We start from the raw sequence: 23,515 nt of genomic DNA on the forward strand, positions 1-23,515 counted from the left end.
TAAAGTGTCCAACTTGCAGGGTTCACTTCAAATTATTAATTGGATCGTTGGGCTATTTGTTGATATCTTTCGGTCAATCCCGTTTATTATTTTGATTGTTTTGATACTACCGATCACCATGAAGCTTGCCGGAACGATTATTGGTCCGGGAGCTGCATTACCGTCGCTAATTATTTCGGCATCGCCGTTTTATGCCCGGATGGTTGAGTCGTACTTTAGAGAAGTCGATGCTGGTGTGATCGAAGCCGCTGAGTCAATGGGGGCTTCGACCTGGGAAGTCATCATGAAGGTCCTGCTTCCGGAAAGTAAACCGGCTCTGATCGCTGGGGCAACCGTCACGACCATTTCGCTGATTGGCTATACCGCTATGGCCGGGGCAATTGGTGCCGGTGGTTTGGGTAATTTAGCTTATCAGGATGGCTTTCAGGCAAGTAACAACACCGTCACCTTAGTGGCAACGGTTATCATCTGTTTGTTTGTGTTTATTGTTCAATTTATTGGGGATTGGTTCGTTAGAATAACTGATAAACGAACACGATAATTTATTTGGAGGGTTTCGCATGAAGAAGAAATTACTCAGCATCGTTGCGGTCTTATTCACAGCATTTTTATTAGTCGGCTGCTCGTCATCATCTAACAGTTCGAAGAAGATGACCACGATTAAAATTGGGGCATCGGCAGTCCCCCATGCTCAAATTTTACGGCACGTCGCCCCGGAGCTCAAAAAGCAGGGCGTTAACTTAAAGATCACGGTTTTCCAAGATTATGTCATGCCTAATAAGGCGTTGGCTAACGGTGAATTGGATGCCAACTACTTCCAGCACATTCCGTTTTTGGAACAGTGGAATCGGCAAAATCACGGCACACTTGTAAATGCTGGTGGCGTGCACATTGAACCAATTGCTGTCTTTTCGAAGAAGGTTAAAAAACTTCAGGATCTTAAAAAAGGGGCAACCATCATTGTCAGCAGCAACACCCCAGATTATGGGAGAATTTTGACACTGTTTAGAGACGCTGGCCTCATTACTATTAAGAAGGGGGTTAAGATTACCCAAGCTAACTTCAGTGATATCGCGTCAAACCCACGGCATCTAAAGTTCAAGCACAGTTACGAACCGAAATTGCTGCCAACCATCTATAAAAATGGTGAAGGCGATGCCGTTGTGATTAACGCCAACTACGCTGTTGGGGCTGGCCTTGATCCGCGGACCCAAGCGATTGCGGTTGAAAAGCGGGATACCCCATATGTGAACATCATTGCCACTCGTAAGCAGGATAAGAACAAGCCGGCAATTAAGAAACTTGTGAAAGTTTTGCAGTCGACAAAGACTCAGAAGTGGATTTATCATCACTATAAAGGGGCCGTTCTTCCCGAAAAGAATGTTAAGTAAATCCTATTAAATTAAGAACTTCCGCTTTATACTAAGGGTAACGGTTAACGTGACGCTTGGTATAAGGGGGAAGTTTTTTGGAAGAAAAAAATGTATTTCATGTTAATGGCTACATCGGATTAGTGATCGCCCTGGCACTTTTGATTTGCGGGGGGTATCTTCTCTGGATCGGCAGTCAGACAAGCGCAATGAGTTGGATTATTTTTGGGGCAATTATTATTATCCTCGACCTGCTATTTGCCAGTTCATTGACCATTATTCAGCCGAACGAGGCCAAAGTCATGACCTTCTTCGGAAACTATATTGGCACCATTCGGACGCCGGGTCTATTTATGACGGTGCCCCTTACTAGCAAGCAAACGATTTCGTTGCGGGTGCGGAACTTTAATAGTCAGATTATCAAGGTAAATGACTCAAAGGGAAACCCGGTGGAAATTGCCGCGGTCATCGTGTACAAAGTCATTGATTCGGCCAAGGCTATTTTCAACGTTGAGGACTACGAACAATTTGTTGAGATCCAAAGTGAGTCGGCAATTCGCCACATTGCCAGTCAGTATCCCTATGACAGCTTTGATGAGAAGACTGACACGTTGACGCTTCGAGGGAATTCAACCGAGGTTTCTGAAGCGTTAAAGGCTGAATTGCAGGAGCGGTTAAAAGTTGCTGGGCTGACGATCATGGAAACTCGCCTAACCCATTTGGCTTATGCTACTGAGATTGCCAGCGCAATGCTTCAACGTCAGCAAGCGACGGCGATTCTGTCAGCCAGAAAAATTATTGTTCAGGGAGCCGTTGAGATATCTAAAGAAGCTGTTCAGCAGCTTCAAAAGGATATTAGCATTGAAATTCCCGATGAAAAGAAGATTCAAATGATTAATAACGTACTCGTTTCAATTATTACCGAGCGGGGGACGCAAAACGTGATTAATACGGATACGCTGAACTAGCCTGATGAAGGGCTCAGCGATGGGTCATCCAACTTAATCCAGATGTCAATAAACCAAACGCCAATTCCAAGTAAGGGATTGGCGTCTTTTTGTGCGCGCCTTTGGCCTAAATTTGGCTTGCAATTTATGCCAGTTTTTGATTGACAATTTGGTTGGTTGCATATATAGTTAGTCACATAAGTAATGAACCAATACAGGAGGACACTATGACTGAAGAAATCGTTAAAACACAAAATTTGAGAAAAATCTATGACCAACATTCCGAGAAGCCGTACGAAGCCTTGAAGGGTATCAGCTTTACCGTTGACAAGGGCGATTTCGTTGGGATCATGGGTGCTTCCGGATCCGGGAAGACCACGTTGTTGAATATTCTGGCAACGCTTGATAAGCCAACCAGTGGCACCGTTGAAATTGATGGCAATGATGTGACTGACCTAACGCCCAACCAGATGTCGGATTTTCGCTCTAAAAAACTTGGTTTTATTTTCCAAGACTTTAATTTACTAGAAACCTTGACCGCTTCTGAAAATATCGCCCTGCCATTGTCTCTTCAAAATACGCAATCGAGTACCATTGAGCCCCGAGTTCAACAGGCGGCGGCGACCCTCGGAATCGCGGATTTATTAAGTAAGTACCCAACGCAATTATCAGGGGGCCAAAAGCAGCGGGTTGCCGCTGCTCGGGCATTAGTTTCCAATCCTTCGATTATTTTTGGTGATGAACCAACCGGGGCGCTTGATTCAACGAACGCCCGGGAGCTCTTAGAGACGCTTACCCATATCAATGAGCAAGGTGTTTCGGTGCTGCTGGTAACCCATGACCCGTTCTCAGCCAGCTTCTGTAAACGAATTATGTTTATTAAGGATGGCAAAATCGGTGATGAAATTCAAGCTGGTAATCGAAGCCGAAACGAGTTCTATCAGGAAATCCTTGAAAAATTAGGAACCTTTGAACAGTAATCACAGCGTTAAAAGGAGAGAGATTATGTTATTCAAGATTTCATTGTCGGGGGTCAAAGCCCGTTGGAAAGATTACCTGGTTTTATTTTCTGGGATGATCATGGCCTCAGCCATTTTTTACATGTTTGAAGCCATCGCCCTCAATAACAAGTTTGTGTTATCGACGACGGTTGGCCAAAATGCCAAGGCGGTGTTTGTCTTTGGCTCAATTTTATTAGTCATGATTACCCTTGTGTACGTGTTCTACGCCAATAATTTTTTGATGAGCATGCGAAAACATGATTATGGCTTGTTCATGATGCTGGGTGCTAAATCAAAGAAGATTAGTTCTCTAATAACGTTGGAAACACTGGTTGTCGGGCTCATTTCAACGGTTGTCGGGACGATTGTGGGGGTCGGCCTGACACAGCTTGTGAGTGGGGTCCTGGTCAATTCCTTGGCAATTCCGCTGAAGTACTTCACGCCATTTTATCTGCCGGCCGTGTGGACAACGCTGTTGCTATTCATGGTATTATTCGTGATCGCGGGCTTTATGAACGCACGCACGTTCATCAAGACGCCTGCGCTTCAGCTTCTCCGTTCTGAAAGTCTGAGCGATTGGAAGCAACCGAAGACCAGCCGATTAGTTATTCAAGCAATTCTGGGAATCGTGTTATTAGCTGTTGGCTACTACGCCATGTATGATATTCGGCATTTATTAGTTACGGCGATCCCAATTGGACTTATTACCATTGTATTTGGAACCTATTTTGTTTTCAATTCGTTCTTTGTCATGCTGCTCCAGTGGCTGCAAAGATCGTCATTCAACCAGAAGGGAATCAATAGCTTTACGATTGCTCAGCTGAAGTTTCGAATTTCAGATTACACAAAAATTTTATCGGTTGTGTCCTTGCTGTTCGCACTGGCTCTAGGCGCAATTACGGTTGGTGTTGGTTTTCAAAACGATATCCCTGAACTGGCCAACGGGTCAAACGCTTACGCCATTGTGAACACGAATCCGTCATCTAAAATGACTAAATTGATTGATCAAGTTGACGGCAAAACCGTTTCAAATTATCAACAAAAGATTGCTGGCAAAACGGTTTATTATCGAATTGATCAGTTTAAAGAAAAGCCCATTTTTTACTCATCCTTTGTCATGAAGGGAAAGGATGCCGGAACTGCTAAGGTTGAAAAGAGTTCAACCACCCAGCTGGCCAACCCTAATTCCGAAGCTAACCGGCAGTTTAAGATGCTTCAGAACCCGACGATTCAAGGACTTAGAGTTCGATTTGTGAGTGATGCCACATTTAATCAGCTTGGCCAGTCAACCAATCAATTACAATTAGTTCGGGTACACGATTTGAACGGTCAGTACCACGCCCTTAAAGCTGTTCATGCCCAACAGAAGGCTGAAATGGGCGCCCAAGCAGAAGCCCTTGGCGAATCTTTCATCACATATACGACAATGAAGAGCATGTTTGCCAGCATGGAATTCATGGGTATCTTTTTAGGAATTGCCTTTCTGGCCATGCTTGCCAGCTGCTTGATGTTTAAGATCCTTAGTGGTGCTGACAGCGACAAGATTCGTTTTGAAATGCTTAATAAAATTGGCACAAGAAAACAGACTCTGCGAAAATCCATCCGCCTTCAAATCTTGGGATTATTCGGATTACCAGCCATCTTAGGCCTGATTGACGTTGCTTTTGGCCTGCAAATGTTCATCCGTTCGGGGTTGCTGTACCATGCCTATGGCACATTTGCCTATTCCGCAATTGGATTTGTCGTGTTATATTTGATTTACTTTGGGATTACGGTTTTGATTTATCAAAAAATTGTTATTCCCGAAACAAGTACCGAGAAATAATGACGAGAATGGTGGCGTGGTGATTTATGCAATTTCAATTTAACAGTTCTGAGCCAATTTACCGCCAAATCGCCGAGCAAATTGAAGATGCAATTGCTTCAAACGGGTTCGAAGAGGGCACCCAGATTCCGTCAACCAACGAAATTTCCAAAGAATTTCACATTAATCCGGCAACCGTCCTAAAGGGCATGAATATCGTTTCTGCCAAGAATTTGATTGAAAAGCGGCGGGGATTAGGAATGTTTGTGGCGCCGGGAGCGCGTGAACGGATTCTGAATGAAAAACGGGATCACTTTTTTGAACAATTTGTTGTTGGCTTGGTTAAAGAAGCCCGCAATTTAAATATTTCTGAAGCAGAATTACTGGAATTGATAAAGCGAGGTTACGAGCGATGAGTATGTTGGAGGTCAGTCATGTATCAAAATCATTTGGGTCAAAAAATGTCCTTCAAGATGTCACGATCACGTTTGACGAAGGTAAAATCTACGGTCTCCTGGGTCGTAACGGGGCGGGGAAAAGTACCTTACTGAACATTATGACGAACCGCACGTTTGCCGATAGTGGCGAAGTCAAGATTGACTCTGAAAACATCAATGATAATGATGCCAAATTAGGGCTCATGTTTTTAATGAGTGAAGTCAATCTGTATTCAAACGGCAGCACCCTTGACCAAATTATTGCGGATACCGAGATGATGTATGGTAGTTTTGACCATCAATTGGCAAAGCGGTTGGCAACCAAGTTTGAACTTGATATGGCAACTAAGTTCGGTAAATTATCGACCGGTTATAACTCAATTTTTAAACTCATATTGGCCCTCTGCGTGCCGGTGAAGTTTGTTTTACTGGATGAACCGGTTCTTGGGCTGGACGCTAATCATCGAGAAATGTTTTACTCCGAACTCATCGATTCGTTTACAAACAATCCGCGGACATTTATCATTTCAACGCATCTCATTGAAGAAGTTGCCAACCTCATTAGCGACGTGATTGTCTTGGACGAAGGTCGAATTATGCTGGACCAACCCGTCGAAGAAGTGCTGGCCAAAACCCATTCGGTGGTCGGCCCCCAACGGGATGTTGACGCTTATACAAAGGGGCTGAATGTCATTGGCCACGATGATATGGGCAACATTCGGGTAAATTACGTTTACGGAGAATTAGATGATCGGCGACTGCCAGATACGGTCCAACTGTCGAATTTTGATTTGCAAAAGCTCTTCATTTTTCTGACGAATCAGTTTGAAGGGAGTCGGCATTATGAAAACTAAGCAGGTCACGAAGTATCTTTTCAGAAGACAGATTATTATTCTCGGCGAAATGTATTTAGTCACCTTTGTGACCATTTACCTATTACCATTTCTCTTATCGCTAATAACCGGAACGTTGGGCAGCTACTCGTTTACCAATATTCTTAAGAATTCGCCAATTAGTGGGTTCTTTGGGTTCTTTATGTTTGTGCTGGCAGCGTTATCGTACGAAAACTTTAAATTTCTCATCCAAAACGGCATTTCGCGCACGACATTTTTTGAAGCTCAAATTTCAGTTTATGGCATATTTGTCTTGATCGGCAATTCAGTTAACCTGCTGTATAACTACGCGATCTATGTGCCAATGACCCACCGAATGAGTTTTAACTTATTTATGAGTGGTTATCGGTACTTCTTCTCAAACGGCGGGGTAACCGTTTTGATGAACTTTATTTTCAGTGCGCTGATATTGGCGATGTTTACTTTAATGGGCATGACAATTGGCAGCTTTCTGTCCTTATTTTCAAAAACAATGCAGCGCGTTCTTTTGGTGGCGGTCCCCATTGTGGGCGGCGTTACCCTGATGTATGTGGTGGGCGCGATTAGTAACGCTGCCTTTCGCTACACCTGGATAGAGAATTTTACCAAGTTCATTTTAGGATACACCAGTCAATCAGGGGTCTATAATCCATTCCCAGTGATGGTGACCATGTTTATTTTGAGCGCCGTGATGCTATTCATTGTAAAATATCTGTTTTCCAAAAAGCAACTTAAACGCGAGTAGGTTCGTCAACAAAAGCCCGAAGCTGGTTTGTCCCGGTTTCGGACTTTTCATGTCAATTTGGATGATATTATGATGGCAAATATCAATTTGGTTGCTAAAAATATTTATTATCTGACGCTTTGATGTTATACTTAAGTTTCTGAAATATATACGAATAGGATGGGAAATCATGGAAAATCATAAAAAAGTTCATGTTGGCCTAATATTTGGTGGGAATTCTTCGGAACACGACGTGTCGAAGCGTTCTGCTCACAATATTTTTGATGCAATGGATAAGGATAAGTATGACGTTAGCTTATTTTTAGTGACAAAAGACGGCTATTTCTTAGGCACAAAAGCATCAACTCGGGTTTTTGACGGCGAACCCGAAGATGATGTTGCGCGCCAGGAAATTGCCAAGCTTGATAAGGCTAATCCACTCGCACCCGTTCTCAATTTAGGGGAGGATGCGAATATTGACGTCTTTTTCCCAATCATTCACGGGAATTTAGGCGAAGACGGCACGATTCAAGGGCTTCTGCGACTGCTCGGTAAACCATACGTTGGCAGCGGGGTACTCGGATCCGCAATGTCGTTTGACAAGGACATTACCAAGAAGATTTTGAAGCTGGCTGGGGTTGCCACAACCCGCTATGAACTTCTGACGCCGTTAACGGTTGAACGGTATAGCTATCAATCACTAAGCGAAGAACTTGGCAGCACATTATTCGTGAAGCCTGCAAATCAGGGCTCCTCGGTCGGTATTCACAAGGTTGAAAATGCCGAGGAATACAGCGAAGCCATTCGGGACGCGTTCCGGTATGACAGTAAGGTGTTGGTAGAAGAAGCGATTGAGGGGCCGGAAGAATTGGAAATTTCGGTTTTGGGCAATAACCATCCAATTGCCTCTAAGGTTGGGGCAATCAAAGTCCCGGCAACGGATGCTTTTTACACTTACGACAATAAATTTGTAGACGCCAGCCAAGTTAAATTTGATGTTCCCGTTGACATTTCTGAGGATCTCGCTCAGAAATTAACTAAGATGGCCCTGGATTCGTATCGCGCCCTTGGGTTAAAGGGAATGGCGAGAATTGACTTCTTGGTGTCACAAGCGGAAACGCCTTATGTGAGTGAGGTCAATACGCTGCCTGGGTTTACCAATATTAGTTTATACCCGCAGCTTTTCGCAGCGTCCGGTATTTCATACAGCGATCTGATTGACCGCTTGATTTTGCTGGCCAACGAAGAGCATGAGCGCCAGTCAAAGATTTTGTATGACTTCAAACCGTTGCCACCAAAGGACCAAAATGTTAACAATTAAGTACCGTTAAATAATGACCGCAGCCAACTTTTTGCTAAGTTTGCTTCGGTTTTTTTGTGAGGTGAGTTCAGTGCATCGACGCGTCTATCAAAATTTTGAATTTCAATTACTATGTTTTACTGCGAGTTTAGCAATTTTAAAGTGGTGGATGATGGCGTCGCTAAGACCCGTGGCGGTGGCAATTTCATCATTACTTGTGTGGGGATTAATGGGATTGATGATTCAAACCACACTTTCTAAAGGACCCGGAAGAGGGCTTAGGGGTAAACCCCGAGCTCGGATCGTCTTCTTCGTGAATATGGCGGGGTTAGGAATTGCCCTGTTGCCATTTGGCTTCTTTGGCCTCAGCAGCTACATCAAAACAGCCATTCCATTAACCGGGAACCAGTTTACGTGGTTGACAATCAATCGATTTTGGTTGATCGGCTGGGGCGGACTCGTTTTTCTGATCTATGTGGTTGGGGCACTGGTCTTTCGGCGGGTGAACGGCCACCTATTCGCCTTGACGACGGATCATCCGTTAACCGCCTTTAAAGCCGTTCTTCATGAATTTACCATTCGTGACCTCGGGTTCTCAATTGTTCAGGTTGTTTTGGCTGCGGTCTGTATCATCGGGATCGTCGCAATTGGGGCACTGGTATCTTACGTATGGCCAAGTCAATTAACTTTGGCGATTGTTGCTGGGGTAATCAATACCCTGGTACCGTTGCTGGAGATTCTGGTGGTTATTCGGCTGTTTGGAGATTTTCCAAATGGCTTGCGAATAACAAAGGCTCAGTTTGGGCCATTGCTTGGTTTGCTTGTATTGGTCATGGCAGTTGGTGCTTTGACGCCCCAATATCGGCCGGCGTCCAGACCACAAATCATTATTGTTCACAGAGGGGTTATTAATGGAGACGATCAGCCGAATACGATTGCCGCTCTGAAAAAGAATGCGAACCGCCACTTTGCCTACGTTGAAATGGACATTCAGGAAACGGCTGATCACCAGTTCATCTGTGCGCATGACGATACCGTCTCGATTCCCGGCAGGGGCAGGGTTGAAATTGACCGATTGTCACTGAAAACGATTCGGCGGTACCATCACGTTGAGCTTTTTAAAGAATATTTGTATATAGCAAATAGAATCAAGCAGCCAATTATCGTTGAACTCAAAATTACGAATCACTCAGATCCACTAATGGGTTCCCGGTTTGCTTCACAGTTTGGTAGGGATATGGTCAAACAGCCAAACATGGTGCATTCCGTGGGCTATAAAGAGCTTCGGCAAATTAAGGACCGGGTACCGGCAATCAAAGTTGGTCTGGTAACGATGCTGAATTTTGCCGATATTGCCCGATACAAGGTTGACTTTTACACCTTACAACACATTACGCTCACGCCGTTTCTGTTACGGTCAATTCCGCAATCCCGACCCGTGTACGCATGGACGGACAATCGGGTTGTAACGATGAAACGGTTGCAGTTAATGGGCATTGATGGCCAAGTAACCGATCAGGCAACGAAACTTCACCTGTTAAGGCGAGCTGGTCCTCATGACTATTTTCTTTTGGTTTTCAATTTTTTGATCACTTATTTATAACTTTACGTATATCTCCTTTGGAGGTGTCAAAATGACAATAAGATGTGGGTGGGCGACTAAAAGCCCCGAATTAATGACTTATCATGATACGCGGTGGGGAAAACCCACCCGAGAGGTTCAAGAGCTATTTACCGCGATGTGTCTCGAAATTATGCAGGCTGGCTTAACGTTTCAGACCGTTTTGAAGTTTGAAGATGGCATGAACCAAGTGTTTCATCATTTTTCGATCAAGTATCTGGCGGAATTAGACGACCAGTCACTTGACAAGTTTTGTCAGGACAAGCGCGTGATTAGAAACCGGGCCAAAATTGCGGCGATCATCACCAATGCGAAGGTAGTTGCCAATCAACCGGCCCGATTCGTTGATCAAACCTGGGCGCCGGTCCACTACGTTACTTTGGATCACATGTTGACCCAACCAGCCCAGCCGGAAAATTACCAAACGTTCATCAGTCCATTTGTAAAATCGTTTAAGTCCATGGGCTTGAAACGAATGGGCCCAATTACCACATACAGCTACCTTCAGGCCGTCGGGGTCATTAACGACCATCTGCTAGATTGTGAATTTAGATAATTATTGATCAAAAATTGAATGGTGTGGCCAGGGCGTGACGCACATTAACAACAAAATGATCCATCACATTGTCAATTCCATGCGTGAAATGAGAGTAGAAGGGAATTATTTAAATGGCTACTAAGATAACGGGATCAGCGATTCGAGCTGCCCGCAAACAAAAGGGGTTATCTCAAATTCAGTTGGCAGACGGAATTTGTACCCAGGCAACCATTAGCATGATTGAAAATCGCGATAATTGTCCAAGCTTTGAGATTCTCAACCAAATTTGTCAGCGCTTGGAAATTAAGCTGACTGACGTCTCCCATAACCCACGATATGGGGATAAACTATTTTCATACATCGAAGAAGACATGCGCCGGCATCTCTATATTCAGGCGCAGCAACGAATTGGTAAGGTTAATTTTGATAAACTGGATAACCGATTTGCTGAGGGGAAGTATTACTGTTATAAAGGGTTTGTCAAATTATACATTGATGACGATCTTGATGAGGCGATCTATCATTTTAATTGGATGCTAACCCAATATAAATGTGAGAGTCTCCGCTTTTATCACGCTTGGTCAAATTTGGGACTCGGATTAGCCTATCAGAAGTTCGAAAAACCTAAACGGGCCTTGAGGTACATTGAACAGAGCATTCAAATTTTAGATCAGATCAAACATGATAATCATGATATTTGCGCCGTTACGGACTTGTATATTGATATCATTGCCACGTTTTTGGAACTTAACCATTTTGATCGGGCCCGACAGCTTTGTACGGCAATTCTGAACCGGTTGACGGCTGACGACTGCCTGTATAAGGTTGACGTTTTAGAAGAACTCGAATCCCGCTGCCTGTACGCTCAGGGCAAAATTGTTGAAGCAACTATGAAACAGTTCACGGCAATGTTTGTTGCTGAACTGCGAGGAAATCAAACCCTCTGCAACAAAATTAAGGATAAGAGTCAGGCCCACATCATTCAATTGGTTAAACAAGAGCTGAACAAAATTGATGGCCGGCAAACCCTCAGTATTTAGCCCTCAGGATTGGTGATCCTTGGTTTTAAAAGTTAATCGGCGACACAAAAAAGAAGTTTCTGACAACAAAATTGTCGAAAACTTCTTTTTGTTATGGAATAGTGATCAAATTTTATAACTAGCCGACCCGTTTGCTTGGATTCTTGGCTGGTTTGTTATCCAAATCAGTTCTGACAACCAAGACATCACAGATCGCAGTTCGGGTAACATATTCAGTTACTGACCCAATTAGAAGGCGCTCGACGGCGTTTAAACCAGTTGCCCCAATCATAATCAAATCAACGTTCAGATTTCTGGGAACATCTCGAGCGATGACCGTTTTTGGAGCCCCGTATTCAATCGAATAGTCAACGTCGGATAATCCTGCTTTTTTAGCTTCCTCAATGTATTTATCCAGGGTCTCTTTTGCAGTATCGGTAACCTGTTCGACCATCGATGTGTCAAAACTGGAAATGTTCTGGAAAGCCCGTGTATCGACAACGTGAAGCAAGTGAAGAGATGCGTGATTTCGAATTGCAACTGCCACGCCCTTTTTAAAGGCTAGTTCAGCTTCGTAAGAGCCATCAACAGGAACCAGAATCTGATTATATTGTTGTATCATTGTGCCCACCTCTTATTCATCTTTATAACTCAATTGTACGTTATTTCACGATAAAAACAAAATATTAAATATTAAGAATCGTGACGATGCGTGATAATGTTTAAAATTACGAATTCTAAAATTAGGCCGCCAAACGTCGCGCCGACTAGAAATACCAGAACGAGAATCATATTTCCAAGAATCATTGCCAGGACCCCAATCAGTCCCAGAATGATGAACATAATGCCGCCACTTTTCGCCGCACCTGATAGGCGGGCATTTTTGGCGACCTCAATTTCAAACATGGTTTTATGCAGGTGGGATAGAAGGTAGTATGCAATGAAGAAAGCAATGATGACCGCAATTGCCACCAGTAAATTAATTAACAAGGTTTTCACTCCAATTTTTAGTGTCCGGCAGAATGTCTTAGACGTAAATATTGTTCTTTAAGGGCCGTTTCGATTTTGCCGTTGTCCTTAGGATGGTAATATTGCACATTTTTGATTTTATCTGGCAGGTATTGTTGCTTCACCCAGTCATTTTTAAAGTCGTGGGGGTACTGATAGTCCACACCGTGTCCCAGCTTGCTGGCACCTTTGTAATGGGCATCCTTGAGGTATTGAGGAATGTCACCGTAGTTTCCCGCCTTAACGTCACTAAGCGCCGCATCAATCGCGGTCATTGCCGAGTTCGACTTTGGGCTCAGACACAGTTCAATAATGGCGTTGGCCAAGGGAATGCGCCCCTCCGGTAATCCTAATTGTTTGGCCGCGTTCACAGCCATCACGGTGCGCTCACAGGCAGCTGGATTGGCCAGGCCAACGTCTTCATAGGCAATGACCAACAGACGGCGAATCAGCGACACCAGATCGCCTGACTCGATGATGCGACTGGCATAATGGAGCGCGGCATCGGCATCTGATCCGCGAATTGATTTTTGAAAGGCTGAAATGACGTCGTAGTGGGCATCACCATCTTTATCCGCGCTCAATGACTTTCGCTGGAGACACTCCTCGATAACGGGAAGGGTGACTTCAATTTTGTCCTTGGCATTCTTGGGAGTCGATTTTACCGCAAGTTCAAGACCGTTGAGGGCACTTCTTAAGTCACCATTGGTCGCGGTTGCCAGAAAATCCATGGCATCGGCTTTTAGATCGACTGGATAGGTTCCCAAGCCGCGTTTGTCATCCGCCAATGCGCGCTTTACGGCTGCCTTAATGTCGCTTCCTGAAAGGGGATGAACCTCAAAAATCTGGGTTCGGCTGCGAATCGCGGGATTAATATTGATATACGGATTCTCAGTCGTTGCGCCGATCAAAATAATGGTTCCCTTTTCCAGTAGTGGCAATAAGAAATCCTGCTTGGTCTTATCAAGACGGTGAATCTCATCTAGTAAGAGGACAACCGTGCCACTCATTTTTGCTTCCTCAGCAACAATTTGAAGATCCTTTTTAGTGTCGGTCGCCGCGTTCAAAACGCGAAATGCATACTTTGTTGAACCGGCAATTGCGCTGGCAATACTTGTTTTGCCGGTGCCGGGTGGCCCATATAGAATCATTGAGGATAACATTTTTGCCTGAACCATCCGGTTGATAATTTTTCCGGGGCCCACCAAGTCTTGCTGACCAACAACTTCTTCAATTTTGGTGGGCCGCATTCGATAAGCCAATGGCTGCTGCATGCTTAAAGCTCCTTTCGTTTAGGCGGTTTGGATCGGCTGATAAATCAGCGAAACCATCTTGAATATTATATCATTTCGGATAACGAAATTCAGATGGCTGCCGAACCCCCAAGGGTGTTAGATCCCTCTGATTTGGGGGCATTCACGCATGAAAAAAAGAACGTCTCGCTTTCGCAAAACGTCCTTGATTGGGAAAATGAATTAACCCAACTTGTTGTAGTATTCAACAATTAGTGATTCGTCGATATCGGCATCGAGTTCTTCACGTTGTGGAAGACGAACTAATGACCCTTCAAGTTTATCGGCATCAAAGCTAACGTATTGGGGACGACCCACAACGGCTTCAACGGCATCCTTGATAACTTGAATGTCCTTTGACTTCTCACGAACTGAGATAACTTGGCCTGGTTCAACTTCGTATGAAGGAATATCCACGCGCTTGCCATCAACGGTGATGTGACCATGGTTAACCAGCTGACGAGCTTGACGACGAGTAGTCGCTAATCCCAAACGGTAAACCATGTTATCAAGACGACGTTCGAGTAAGATCATGAAGTTAACACCATGCTTACCTTCACGGATTTTACCGGCACGAACGAACAAGTTTGAAAATTGACGTTCGGTCAATCCGTACATGTAACGAAGCTTTTGCTTTTCCTTTAATTGCAATCCATATTCAGAAAGCTTTTGCCGACGACCCTGGCCATGATCACCAGGAGCGTAAGGGCGACGTGATAATTCCTTACCGGTACCTGAAAGTGAGATACCTAAACGACGTGAAATTCTCCAACTTGGACCTGTATATCTAGACATAAAAAATCCTCCAATTATTTTTTGGAGTAAAATAAAGCCATTGCAGGTTTAGTATTCGTGCATGTTGCTTTGCTCTTTCGCTCAAGCAGCCGAATTGAGTTACTTGCAGAACCCAGGATCAGGCAACAACATGTTGACGAGCTTACCGCCTACTGCTGCGTTATTTTACACAAACTACAGTGTACAAAGAATTTCGCCATTAGTCAATGTGTTTGATAAAGATATCCACAAACTGGCTTAATTTGGCTTCGTCCTTTTCTGAGAAACGGTCTAAAACGGGGGAATCAATGTCCAAAACCCCGATTGGTTGATTATCCTTATAGATGGGGATGACCAATTCAGATTTAGAAGCAGCGTCACAAGCAATGTGGCCGGCAAACTTGTGAACGTCGGCAACCCGCACTGCCCGTTTTTCAGAAAACGCGGTCCCACAAACACCGTTTCCGGGTTTAATGTGCATACAAGCAACGTTTCCTTGGAACGGACCAAGAATTAATTCGTTATTTTTGGAGTTGTAGCGATAAAAGCCCACCCAATTTATTTGGTCAAGACTGACATTCAGTAAAGCCGCAGCGTTAGCCATGTTGGCAACCATGTCAGTTTCATCCTGCAGTAAAGCATCCAGTTGTTGATTGACCAAATCGGTTACATTTTGCATAAATTTATTTCCTCACTTAAAAATAGTCTGGTGAAACGTTGCTACTATGATATAATTCAGTTTAGAGCACCTTAATGATAATCATGAATACATAATAAAGTGTTTGGGGCATTTTTGCTAGCGTCATGTGTTTTTGATGCACATGTTAATATCTTTATTTCTGAAGGATGGGATCGAATGTTTACTTTGCTAATCATTATTGTAGTGGTAGTTGGGGCCTGCTACCTGGGGTTTGTATTTTATCAACGGCGAACGATTAAGATGGCAACCGACGTCTATGAGAATAAAAAGAAACTCACTCAAATCCCTTTGGATGACGAATTTGCATTAGCCAAGAAGATGAATTTGAGCGGCGAATCGAAGAAAAAGTACGGCCAACTATACAATAAGTACCAGCACTATCAAAATCAGATGTTACCGGATATTGATAGTCAAATCAAGACCGTTAAGGAAGACGGCAAGGGAATTAACTTTATTAAGACCCGCAAAGACTGGCAGACAGCGAATCAAACCATTAAGGATGCCGATGCAACCCTGAAAGAAATTCAGGCCGGCTTGGCACAAATGTATGATTTAAATAAGCAGCATCACCTTGCAGTTTCCGAGCTTGAGAAAAAGTATAAACGGCTGCGAGAAGATATTTTGAATGAAAATGCCTCATTTGGGCCCAGTATTGATGGCCTGGAGAAAATGCTTGCCGATATTGAAGGAACGTTCGATGAGTTTACCAAACTTACGAATAGTGGGGATCCCAGCGCTGCCGACGAAGTCTTGAACGATTTGAATGCGTCAACCAGCAAACTTGAAGATTACATGAAGCGAATTCCGAAGCTGTTTGCTTCGCTTAACAAGGAATTTGATGCGCAACTCGACGAGATTCAAACCGGCTATGACGAACTGAAGAAAAAGGGGTATAACTTTCCTGACGACCACTTTGCGACCGATTTGAAGAAAATTCACGATCAAATCGCAGCTAACCGGGTTGAGTTGAAGAATCTCAAAGTGCAAACTGTTGAAACCAATAATCAAAAGATTGAGGATGCCATTGACAAGTTGTACGCGGCCATGGACACCGAACTTCAAGCCCGGACCCACGTTGAGAAAAATACCGACGTGATAGGAAAGTATGTGGCTCATGTTCGCCGCCAAAACGATGACTTGACGCAGCGGTTAAAGCGGCTGAACAAAGCTTACATTCTGAACCATCAGGAAATTGAGAATAATCATCAGTTTGATCGTCAGATTAAAACCCTTGAAAAACAGTTTGCTTCCCAAAAGGCGGCTATGGAAGATGCAACCGCGGTCTATTCCCAGATTAATGCGACTCAGCAGAAAATGCTGACGGCTTTGGCGGAAATTGAAAACGGGCAGAAAGATTTATTTGAAGCGATCATTGATTTACCAGAAAAGGAAAAGAATGCCCGCAATGCCCTCACCAAATTTGATTTGGACATGCGAAACAAACGGCGCCGTATCGACAATCAAAATCTTCCGGGGCTTCCGGATTCTTATCAGGATAGTTTTACCGCGGTTATGCGGGAAATCACGCATCTTGAAGATGACCTGGGCAAGGAAAAAATTAATATTGATGACATTAGTAAACAGGTCATTATTATTCAGTCGGACATGGATACGTTGAATGATCAGACGGATCAGCTTTTGGACAACGCTAACCTTGCGGAACAAACCATTCAGTATGCCAACCGGTTTATTAGCTCCAACCCAGAAATTGCCTCTGCCAGTTCGAAGGCTCAGACCTGCTTTGAAAAGCAGTTTGATTATGCACAAAGTCTTGAGATTATCTCAAGCGCGTTGGAAAACCAGTCCTCCGGAATTTTTGACAAAATTAAGGATGACTACTTTAAAGCCAAGAAACGGGTGACTGCCAAACCCAAGCAAGACGAAGGGCAGTCATAGAACTTCAAGCCTGTTTAACGTTTAATTGAATAGGGGACCTTTCACGGGACGTTATGAGCTGATCGCTTGTAACGTCCCGTTTAATGACCAATTTTTAAAGCGCCGCATGACTTGTGATGCAGGGCGTTTGGGTGTATCATCGTGGAAGTTATATTTGTTGGAGTCGAACCAATAAATAAGAGAAGAAGGTTTCAAATGATTTATTTTGATAACAGTGCGACAACCCAAATATTACCTGGAGTTCTCGACACGTACAATAAAGTCAGTCAGCAAATTTGGGGTAACCCGTCAAGTCTTCATAACTTTGGCGAGCAGGCATTCAATTTGCTGGAACAATCACGTAAGCAGATTGCTGATTTGTTACACGTGCACGCTGATGAAATTTACTTTACGAGCGGGGGAACTGAAGGCGACAATTGGGTGATTAAGGGAACCGCAATTGAGAAACGGGAATATGGTAAGCATTTAATTACAACTTCCGTCGAACATGCAGCTGTCCGCAATTCAATGGAACAGTTGAAACGCCTTGGCTATGAGATTACCTATTTGCCTGTCGATGACCAGGGCCGCATCTCAGTGGCCGATTTAAAAGCCGCAATTCGCCCGGATACAACGTTGGTTTCAATTATGGCGGTCAATAATGAAATTGGAACGATTCAGCCGATTAAAGAGGCTGCTGAGCTCCTAAAAGGTTATCCGAAGATTCACTTCCATATTGATGCCGTTCAAGGATTAGGCAAGGGTATTCAAGACCTGATCTTTAACGATCGGGTCGATTTTGTGGCCTTTTCTGGCCATAAATTTCACGCTCCTCGCGGGACCGGTTTTATTTATGGTCGGCGAGGGCGGCGAATTGCCCCATTGATGAATGGCGGTGGTCAGGAAAAAAATCAACGTTCCGGAACCGAAAACCTTCCTGGAATTGCTGCGATGGCTAAGGCGATTCGGCTTGTATTGGACAAAGAGCCGGCTGCCATTAGTGAAGAATGCCAGATTAAACAGCTGATTATTGACCACATCGCCCAGTTTGATAAAGTCGTGATTTTTTCAAAAAACGATGCGACATTTGCCCCCCATATTCTCTGCTTCGCCATTAAAGGGGTTCGTGGGGAAACGATTGTTCATGCTTTTGAAAAGTATCACATCTACATTTCAACCACCAGTGCTTGTTCCTCCAAGGATCACGATGAAGCGGGGACGCTCAATGCAATGAAGGTTCCAGAAAACATTGCGACCAGCGCAGTACGAATTTCATTGGGCGACCAGAATACGCTTGATGAAGCCAAAGAATTCATTAAAGTATTTGATCAATTGTATGAAGAATTTGACAAATTAAGTTAGGAGTAATTATGCACTATACCGAAATTATGGTTCGCTATGGCGAACTTTCAACAAAGGGAAAGAACCGGCAGGACTTTATTCGCCAGCTTGGCCGTAATGTTCGTGCGGTTCTCCACCAGTTTCCGGCGGTCAAAGTCCATGCACAGCGGGATCGACTGCATGTCTCACTGAACGGTGAGGATGACAAACGCGTCATTAAGGCCCTCCAGGGGGTCTTTGGGATTGAAACGCTCTATCCATCGATTCGAGTTGAAAAGGATATGGCGACTATCAAAAAGACCGCGCTGGAAATGGCAACGGAACAATATCATGACGGTGATACATTCAAGATTAATACGCGACGTCAGGATAAACATTTCGAATATCACACTAACCAGATTAATAATATGCTGGGCGACTACGTGTTGGAAGGCGTCCCGGGCATTACCGTGGACGTCAAACACCCAGACATCGCAATCCGAGTAGAAATTCGGATGAACGGCGCATTCTTATCTTCTGAAACCATTCATGGTGCTGGCGGCCTGCCCGTCGGTACTGGTGGTCGGGCCACAATGATGCTTTCCGGGGGAATTGATTCGCCGGTTGCCACCTACCTGGCCATGAAGCGTGGCGTTAAAATTGACATGATTCATTTCTATAGTCCGCCTTACACCAGTGAACAGGCCCTTAACAAAGCCAAGCAGTTGACGTCAGTTTTGGCACAGTATTCCGGTAATATTCAGTTTATTCAAGTGCCGTTTACAGAAATTCAGGAAACCATTAAAGAAAAGGTTCCTGAAGGGTATTTGATGACCATTCAACGGCGGATGATGTTACGAATCGCCGCTCAGATTACCGAGAGTCGCCACTGTGGCGGTGTCTTTACCGGTGAAGCGTTGGGGCAAGTTGCTTCCCAGACCCTCGAGAGTATGCGGGCGATCAATGATGTAACAACGATGCCTGTACTGCGGCCGTTGGTTTCAATGGATAAAACCGAAATTATTAAAATTTCAAAGGATATTGCAACCTACGATTTATCGATTTTGCCTTACGAAGATTGCTGTACGATTTTTACGCCGCCAGCACCAAAGACACGGCCAAACCTCGAACGATCACGCCAGTTTGAAGGCTATATTGATGTTGAGGGATTGATGAAAAAGGCGATTGATCACATTCAAATCACCGATATTAAGCCAGGCGAGGATTTCTTGAATCAAGACGTTGATGCCTTTGCCGAGTTACTTTAATTTAGTTGATTACTTGCTTAAAGTTGCGGATTAGGCTACATTATTTATAAGCCTAACTGACTCAATCACCAAGGGAGTGTTTGTATGCAAGTCACTATCAATGGTAAAGATGAAAAATTATTCGGAAATCCTCCGGAAGTCGGTGAACAGCTACCGAAGTTTAAGCTGGAAGATGCCGATGGTTCCAAGGTTAAAACGGCTGACATTGTTGGCCACATTACATTAATTTCCACGGTTCCGGACATTGATACACCAGTGTGTTCAGTAGAAACCCGTAAGTTTAACCAGCAGGCAGATAAGTACCCGGATGCTAACTTTCTCACAATTTCCAACAATACCCTTGAACAGCAGAAAGATTGGTGTGCCGCTCAAGGTGTTTCGAATTTGAAATTGTTGTCGGACGAAAGCCTCTCGTTTGGGTATGCCATGAAATTGTATATGCCAAACTTTGGTGCCTTGGCGCGAACAATTTTTATTGTTGACGCAACCGGGAAAATTGTTTATCGCCAAATTGTTCCCGAGATAACTGATGAACCCGATTATGCGGATGCGCTGGCTGCATTGGAAAAGTTGGCAAAGCGTGTTGACGATTAGTCAATTCTTGAGTAAGATTAGAATTACGTTAAAGCATTGATCAAGAGAGTAGGCTGCTGATCTGTTTCAGAAAGAGAATGGTAAATGGAAAATTCTCACAGATGGTTGTTCGAAAGTAACTTGAGAGCTGTTCATTCGATTTACGAAGAGAATGAGCCGGTACTATCTGACCGTTATCAGGATACTGAGTGGGGCTCATTGCCCAATTTAGGTGGTACCGCGAACACTTCGTCCTAATATTTTTTTAGGACGGAGTGTTTTTATTTACATAAAGAGATGGGAAGGAGAATTGCAATGTCAGAAAAAGAGACCAACGCATCAACAACTGATGCTGACATGTCAACAAAGTATGACCCAACGGCCGTTGAAAACGGTCGGTATAATGAATGGCTGGATGAGGGGGTATTTCGCCCAAGCGGCGATAAGAAAGCAAAGCCGTTTTCGATTGTTTTGCCACCGCCCAACGTTACCGGGAAACTTCATTTAGGTCATGCTTGGGATACCACCCTACAGGATATGATTATTCGAAAGAAGCGAATGGAAGGCTATGATACGCTTTGGCTGCCAGGGATGGACCACGCAGGAATTGCCACCCAGGCGAAAGTCGAAGCCAAGTTACGAAAACAAGGGATTTCCCGCTACGATTTAGGTCGCGAAAAGTTCATTGAAAAAGTTTGGGAATGGAAAGATGACTTTGCCGCAACAATTAAGGAGCAATGGGCAAAACTTGGGCTTTCCCTGGACTATGAACGTGAACGATTTACCCTTGATAAAGGGTTGTCGAAGGCCGTTCGTCGGGTTTTCGTTGACCTTTATAACAAAGGCTTAATTTACCGGGACGAATACATTATCAACTGGGATCCCCAAGCCCGGACGGCGCTGTCTGATATTGAAGTGATTCATAAGGATGACAAGGGGGCATTCTATCACGTTAAGTACCCATTTACCGACGGGACTACTTTTAACGGGAAAGATTACATTGAGATCGCAACGACCCGTCCCGAAACGATGATGGGTGATACCGCGGTTGCCGTTAATCCTAGCGATGAACGTTATAAATCGATTGTTGGTAAGAAGATTCGCGTCCCATTGGTAAATCGTGAGGTCCCAATTATTGCCGACCAGTACGTTGATCCCGATTTTGGAACGGGGATGGTGAAGATCACTCCCGCCCATGATCCAAATGACTTTAAAGTGGGTAATCGCCATAATCTGGAACGGATTAACACCATGAACGAGGACGCCACCATGAACGAAAAGGCTGGCAAGTACCAGGGAATGGACCGTTTCGAAGCCCGAAAAGCAATGGTGAAGGATCTTGAAGATGAAGGTTTGATGTTGAGTATTGATCCGATCGTCCATTCGGTTGGCCATTCGGAAAGAACCGGGGTTCAGGTTGAAGCGCGGCTATCAACGCAGTGGTTTGTGAAAATGAAGCCCCTGGCTGAACAGGCGATTAAAAACCAGTCGACTGACGATAAAGTTAATTTCTTCCCGCCGCGGTTCGAAGAAACCTTTACGCAGTGGATGGAAAACGTTCACGATTGGGTGATTTCCCGTCAACTTTGGTGGGGTCATCAAATTCCTGCTTGGTACAACAAAAAAACCGGCGAAACCTACGTTGGGATGGACGCTCCTAAGGATGCCGAAAATTGGGAACAGGATCCTGACGTCTTGGATACCTGGTTCTCATCTGCCCTGTGGCCATTCTCAACGATGGGTTGGCCTGATGATACCGATGATATGAAGCGTTACTTCCCAACTGATACGCTGGTTACGGGATATGATATTATCTTCTTCTGGGTTTCCCGGATGATTTTTCAAAGTCTTGAGTTTACCCATCGACGACCATTCAAGGATGTGTTGCTCCATGGATTAATTCGGGATTCGCAAGGCCGAAAGATGTCGAAGTCTTTGGGTAACGGGATTGATCCAATGGACGTTATTGATAAATATGGCGCCGATGCTTTACGGTGGTTCTTGTCCGTTGGGGGGACTCCTGGACAAGATTTGAAGTTCAGTTATGACAAAATGGACTCTGCCTGGAATTTTATTAATAAGATTTGGAACGCCAGTCGTTACGTTATTATGAACCTTGACGGAATTAGTAAACCGGAATTGCCGGATTCGTCAGAATGGCAGTTATCCGATAAATGGATTCTTAGCCGGTTAAACGCAACCATTGCCCATGTTTCCGAATTATTTGACAAATACAACTTTGGTGAGGCTGACCGAACCTTATACGACTTCATCTGGAATGACTTCTGTGACTGGTATATTGAAATGAGCAAGGAAGCCTTGACGGGTGACGATGAAAAGCTCAAGCAAAACACCAAAAATATCCTGGCCTATGTTTTGGATAAGACATTGCGTCTGTTACAGCCAATCATGCCGTTCGTAACGGAATACATCTGGCAAAAGATGCCCCACGAAGGCCAATCCCTTGTAACCGCGGAGTATCCAACGGCTGATAAGCGTTTCTCAGATCCAACTTCGGAACACGAAATGCAGTCCCTGATTGACTTGATTAAGGCCGTCAGAAACATTCGAAACGAGGCAAACGCGCCGCTGTCGTCTCCAATTGACATGTTGGTACAGACGGATAACGATACTTTGAAATCAATTTTCGAAACGAATCGTGACTACATCGATCGCTTCTGCCACACGCAGGAATTAACGATTGACCGTAAAGTGACCGCACCTAAATTATCAATGTCGGCTGTGATTACTGATGCAACAATCTACGTTCCGTTAGCAGAACTGGTTGATTTGAATGAGGAAAAAGCCCGTGTTCAAAAGGACGTTGATAAGTTTACCGCTGAAGTTGCGCGTTCCACTAAGAAATTGGCTAATACAAGGTTTGTTGAAAATGCACCGGATGCTGTCGTTAACGAAGAAAAGCAGAAACAGGCTGATTATCAATCAAAGCTTGACGCTGCTAAGGATCGTTTAACCCAGATCATCAATGAACTGTCATAAACGATACGAATAAGCGAGGGGGGCCCAAGCAGTGAAACGACTGCGAGCGGCGCCCTTGTTTTGTGAGGAGAA

Annotated in this window: 22 protein-coding genes and 1 other annotated feature; of the genes, 17 read left to right on the forward strand and 5 right to left on the reverse strand. The window is 44.3% G+C overall.

Annotation, left to right across the window (positions count from 1 at the left end):
• From FD47_RS01555 to FD47_RS01610, 12 genes are all read left to right on the forward strand, one after another.
• Positions 1 to 541, forward strand: a 541-nt coding sequence (locus tag FD47_RS01555) for a methionine ABC transporter permease (RefSeq protein WP_056979965.1), incomplete at its 5' end; no start/stop codon positions are given.
• Between the two features lie 19 nt (positions 542 to 560).
• A complete protein-coding gene (locus FD47_RS01560; protein WP_054732477.1) occupies positions 561 to 1,391 on the forward strand; it encodes a MetQ/NlpA family ABC transporter substrate-binding protein in 831 nt (276 codons plus the stop codon).
• 77 nt (positions 1,392 to 1,468) lie between these two features.
• Positions 1,469 to 2,338 carry an SPFH domain-containing protein gene (locus FD47_RS01565; RefSeq protein ID WP_008214967.1) on the forward strand — a complete coding sequence of 290 codons (870 nt, stop codon included), beginning with the start codon at positions 1,469 to 1,471 and terminating at the stop codon, positions 2,336 to 2,338.
• Between the two features lie 206 nt (positions 2,339 to 2,544).
• Positions 2,545 to 3,297, forward strand: a complete 753-nt coding sequence (locus FD47_RS01570) for an ABC transporter ATP-binding protein (RefSeq protein ID WP_008214966.1) — start codon at positions 2,545 to 2,547, stop codon at positions 3,295 to 3,297.
• Positions 3,298 to 3,322: 25 nt separating this feature from the next.
• On the forward strand, positions 3,323 to 5,143 hold the full coding sequence (locus tag FD47_RS01575; protein WP_235806043.1) for an FtsX-like permease family protein: 1,821 nt from the start codon (positions 3,323 to 3,325) through the stop codon (positions 5,141 to 5,143).
• A 26-nt stretch (positions 5,144 to 5,169) separates the two neighbouring features.
• On the forward strand, positions 5,170 to 5,538 hold the full coding sequence (locus FD47_RS01580; protein ID WP_008214963.1) for a GntR family transcriptional regulator: 369 nt from the start codon (positions 5,170 to 5,172) through the stop codon (positions 5,536 to 5,538).
• The gene (locus FD47_RS01585) at positions 5,535 to 6,413 is read left to right on the forward strand and encodes an ATP-binding cassette domain-containing protein (RefSeq protein WP_056979966.1); all 879 of its coding nucleotides are present in this window, start codon (positions 5,535 to 5,537) and stop codon (positions 6,411 to 6,413) included. The genes FD47_RS01580 and FD47_RS01585 overlap by 4 nt, the downstream gene beginning before the upstream one ends.
• Positions 6,403 to 7,176 (forward strand): hypothetical protein, encoded by a 774-nt coding sequence (locus tag FD47_RS01590; protein ID WP_054732480.1) that lies wholly within the window; start codon positions 6,403 to 6,405, stop codon positions 7,174 to 7,176. The genes FD47_RS01585 and FD47_RS01590 overlap by 11 nt, the downstream gene beginning before the upstream one ends.
• A 169-nt stretch (positions 7,177 to 7,345) precedes the next feature.
• Positions 7,346 to 8,476, forward strand: coding sequence for a D-alanine--D-alanine ligase family protein (locus FD47_RS01595; protein ID WP_056979967.1), 1,131 nt, complete (start codon positions 7,346 to 7,348; stop codon positions 8,474 to 8,476).
• Between the two features lie 151 nt (positions 8,477 to 8,627).
• Positions 8,628 to 10,058: a glycerophosphodiester phosphodiesterase family protein gene (locus tag FD47_RS01600; protein WP_162260754.1), complete on the forward strand. Its 1,431-nt coding sequence runs from the start codon at positions 8,628 to 8,630 to the stop codon at positions 10,056 to 10,058.
• A 31-nt stretch (positions 10,059 to 10,089) separates the two neighbouring features.
• Entirely contained in the window at positions 10,090 to 10,632 is a 543-nt protein-coding gene (locus FD47_RS01605) for a DNA-3-methyladenine glycosylase I (protein WP_082402577.1), read from the forward strand.
• A 113-nt stretch (positions 10,633 to 10,745) separates the two neighbouring features.
• Positions 10,746 to 11,654: a helix-turn-helix transcriptional regulator gene (locus FD47_RS01610; RefSeq protein ID WP_056979969.1), complete on the forward strand. Its 909-nt coding sequence runs from the start codon at positions 10,746 to 10,748 to the stop codon at positions 11,652 to 11,654.
• Between the two features lie 118 nt (positions 11,655 to 11,772).
• On the opposite strand, the gene FD47_RS01615 is transcribed toward FD47_RS01610, so the two are convergent.
• The 5 genes from FD47_RS01615 to FD47_RS01635 all read right to left on the reverse strand — a co-directional run bounded on the left by FD47_RS01615 (position 11,773) and on the right by FD47_RS01635 (position 15,386).
• Positions 11,773 to 12,255, reverse strand: a complete 483-nt coding sequence (locus FD47_RS01615) for a universal stress protein (RefSeq protein ID WP_008214945.1) — start codon at positions 12,253 to 12,255, stop codon at positions 11,773 to 11,775.
• Positions 12,256 to 12,326: 71 nt separating this feature from the next.
• The gene (locus FD47_RS01620; RefSeq protein WP_008214944.1) at positions 12,327 to 12,632 is read right to left on the reverse strand and encodes a hypothetical protein; all 306 of its coding nucleotides are present in this window, start codon (positions 12,630 to 12,632) and stop codon (positions 12,327 to 12,329) included.
• 8 nt (positions 12,633 to 12,640) lie between these two features.
• Entirely contained in the window at positions 12,641 to 13,915 is a 1,275-nt protein-coding gene (locus FD47_RS01625; protein WP_056979970.1) for a replication-associated recombination protein A, read from the reverse strand.
• A 201-nt stretch (positions 13,916 to 14,116) separates the two neighbouring features.
• Positions 14,117 to 14,728 (reverse strand): 30S ribosomal protein S4, encoded by a 612-nt coding sequence (rpsD, locus tag FD47_RS01630; protein WP_008214942.1) that lies wholly within the window; start codon positions 14,726 to 14,728, stop codon positions 14,117 to 14,119.
• A 199-nt stretch (positions 14,729 to 14,927) separates the two neighbouring features.
• A complete protein-coding gene (locus FD47_RS01635) occupies positions 14,928 to 15,386 on the reverse strand; it encodes a GAF domain-containing protein (protein WP_054732493.1) in 459 nt (152 codons plus the stop codon).
• A 177-nt stretch (positions 15,387 to 15,563) separates the two neighbouring features.
• Between FD47_RS01635 and ezrA the strand changes: the two genes are divergently transcribed.
• The 5 genes from ezrA (at position 15,564) to FD47_RS01660 (ending at position 23,443) form a co-directional block, all read left to right on the forward strand.
• Positions 15,564 to 17,303: a septation ring formation regulator EzrA gene (gene ezrA, locus FD47_RS01640; RefSeq protein ID WP_056979971.1), complete on the forward strand. Its 1,740-nt coding sequence runs from the start codon at positions 15,564 to 15,566 to the stop codon at positions 17,301 to 17,303.
• Positions 17,304 to 17,498: 195 nt separating this feature from the next.
• Complete coding sequence (locus FD47_RS01645; RefSeq protein WP_054732496.1) at positions 17,499 to 18,644, forward strand: cysteine desulfurase family protein; 1,146 nt, start codon at positions 17,499 to 17,501, stop codon at positions 18,642 to 18,644.
• Between the two features lie 8 nt (positions 18,645 to 18,652).
• A complete protein-coding gene (gene thiI / locus FD47_RS01650; RefSeq protein ID WP_054732499.1) occupies positions 18,653 to 19,870 on the forward strand; it encodes a tRNA uracil 4-sulfurtransferase ThiI in 1,218 nt (405 codons plus the stop codon).
• An 84-nt stretch (positions 19,871 to 19,954) separates the two neighbouring features.
• Entirely contained in the window at positions 19,955 to 20,464 is a 510-nt protein-coding gene (gene tpx, locus FD47_RS01655; RefSeq protein ID WP_008214937.1) for a thiol peroxidase, read from the forward strand.
• A 27-nt stretch (positions 20,465 to 20,491) separates the two neighbouring features.
• Positions 20,492 to 20,703 (forward strand) — a binding site (T-box leader).
• A gap of 55 nt (positions 20,704 to 20,758) precedes the next feature.
• On the forward strand, positions 20,759 to 23,443 hold the full coding sequence (locus tag FD47_RS01660) for a valine--tRNA ligase (RefSeq protein ID WP_056979972.1): 2,685 nt from the start codon (positions 20,759 to 20,761) through the stop codon (positions 23,441 to 23,443).
• Positions 23,444 to 23,515 lie beyond the last annotated feature (72 nt).

Origin of the sequence: Lentilactobacillus parafarraginis DSM 18390 = JCM 14109, assembly GCF_001435895.1 — a bacterium.
In the GTDB taxonomy this organism is placed as follows: Bacteria; Bacillota; Bacilli; order Lactobacillales; family Lactobacillaceae; genus Lentilactobacillus; species Lentilactobacillus parafarraginis.

Coding starts and splice junctions, on each gene's coding strand:
- FD47_RS01560 (WP_054732477.1), top strand. CDS start 561: ATGAAGAAGAAATTACTCAGCATCGTTGCGGTCTTATTCACAGCATTT.
- FD47_RS01570 (WP_008214966.1), top strand. CDS start 2,545: ATGACTGAAGAAATCGTTAAAACACAAAATTTGAGAAAAATCTATGAC.
- FD47_RS01575 (WP_235806043.1), top strand. CDS start 3,323: ATGTTATTCAAGATTTCATTGTCGGGGGTCAAAGCCCGTTGGAAAGAT.
- FD47_RS01580 (WP_008214963.1), top strand. CDS start 5,170: ATGCAATTTCAATTTAACAGTTCTGAGCCAATTTACCGCCAAATCGCC.
- FD47_RS01585 (WP_056979966.1), top strand. CDS start 5,535: ATGAGTATGTTGGAGGTCAGTCATGTATCAAAATCATTTGGGTCAAAA.
- FD47_RS01590 (WP_054732480.1), top strand. CDS start 6,403: ATGAAAACTAAGCAGGTCACGAAGTATCTTTTCAGAAGACAGATTATT.
- FD47_RS01595 (WP_056979967.1), top strand. CDS start 7,346: ATGGAAAATCATAAAAAAGTTCATGTTGGCCTAATATTTGGTGGGAAT.
- FD47_RS01600 (WP_162260754.1), top strand. CDS start 8,628: ATGGCGTCGCTAAGACCCGTGGCGGTGGCAATTTCATCATTACTTGTG.
- FD47_RS01605 (WP_082402577.1), top strand. CDS start 10,090: ATGACAATAAGATGTGGGTGGGCGACTAAAAGCCCCGAATTAATGACT.
- FD47_RS01610 (WP_056979969.1), top strand. CDS start 10,746: ATGGCTACTAAGATAACGGGATCAGCGATTCGAGCTGCCCGCAAACAA.
- FD47_RS01615 (WP_008214945.1), bottom strand. CDS start 12,255: ATGATACAACAATATAATCAGATTCTGGTTCCTGTTGATGGCTCTTAC.
- FD47_RS01625 (WP_056979970.1), bottom strand. CDS start 13,915: ATGCAGCAGCCATTGGCTTATCGAATGCGGCCCACCAAAATTGAAGAA.
- rpsD (WP_008214942.1), bottom strand. CDS start 14,728: ATGTCTAGATATACAGGTCCAAGTTGGAGAATTTCACGTCGTTTAGGT.
- FD47_RS01635 (WP_054732493.1), bottom strand. CDS start 15,386: ATGCAAAATGTAACCGATTTGGTCAATCAACAACTGGATGCTTTACTG.
- ezrA (WP_056979971.1), top strand. CDS start 15,564: ATGTTTACTTTGCTAATCATTATTGTAGTGGTAGTTGGGGCCTGCTAC.
- FD47_RS01645 (WP_054732496.1), top strand. CDS start 17,499: ATGATTTATTTTGATAACAGTGCGACAACCCAAATATTACCTGGAGTT.
- thiI (WP_054732499.1), top strand. CDS start 18,653: ATGCACTATACCGAAATTATGGTTCGCTATGGCGAACTTTCAACAAAG.
- tpx (WP_008214937.1), top strand. CDS start 19,955: ATGCAAGTCACTATCAATGGTAAAGATGAAAAATTATTCGGAAATCCT.
- FD47_RS01660 (WP_056979972.1), top strand. CDS start 20,759: ATGTCAGAAAAAGAGACCAACGCATCAACAACTGATGCTGACATGTCA.